The following is a 615-nucleotide window of genomic DNA, read 5'->3' as shown; positions in this document are numbered from 1 at the left end:
CATTTAAGCGCTGCCCGCCGAACCAGTATGTTAAAACAAGCGAGCGCGCTGATATTGCAAAACAGAATGACGACTGCCATCGGCAAAGCTGTATGGCTTCCGGCAATACCGACGAGCGGCGCCGCGGCAGCTCCTAAAATAAACGGAAGCAGTCCTAGAAGCGCAGATGCGCTCCCGGCTGATTTCCCCTGGCTCTGCATGGCCAAGGATCCGCTGGTCGTCGTCACGATTCCGATGCAGGAAACCACGACAAACAGCGGGATTAAAATAAGAATCAGCGGAGCTTTAAAAAAGACAGAAACAAATAAAACAACGCTTGCGGTAAAAGACAGCAGCAAACCGCTCCGCAAAAGGGACGCTTCACCGAACCGGCCGGCAAGCCTGCCCGTAATCTGAGCTGCGATAATAATGCCCAGGCCGTTTAATGCGAAACAAAAACTAAAGGCTTGAGCCGACAATTTGTAAATGTCCTGCAAAACAAACGGAGAGGCCGATATATAGCCGAACATCCCCGCTACGATCAGCCCTTGCGCCAAGGCGTATCCCATAAATGTACGCTGGCCGAAGAGCCTTCCAAATGATACAAACGTCTCTTTGAATCCGCCTGCCGTACGG

Annotated in this window: 1 protein-coding gene; it reads right to left on the bottom strand. The window is 51.9% G+C overall.

What is annotated here, in order from left to right; genetic code table 11:
• Window positions 1-615: MFS transporter (locus ACWHAR_RS29090; RefSeq protein WP_452088697.1), on the bottom strand; the 615-nt coding region annotated here is incomplete at both ends.

The organism is Bacillus sp. LR--39, assembly GCF_053613335.1.
Note: the sequence above shows the minus strand (reverse complement) of the source record. Positions and strands in the feature narration are given on the sequence as shown.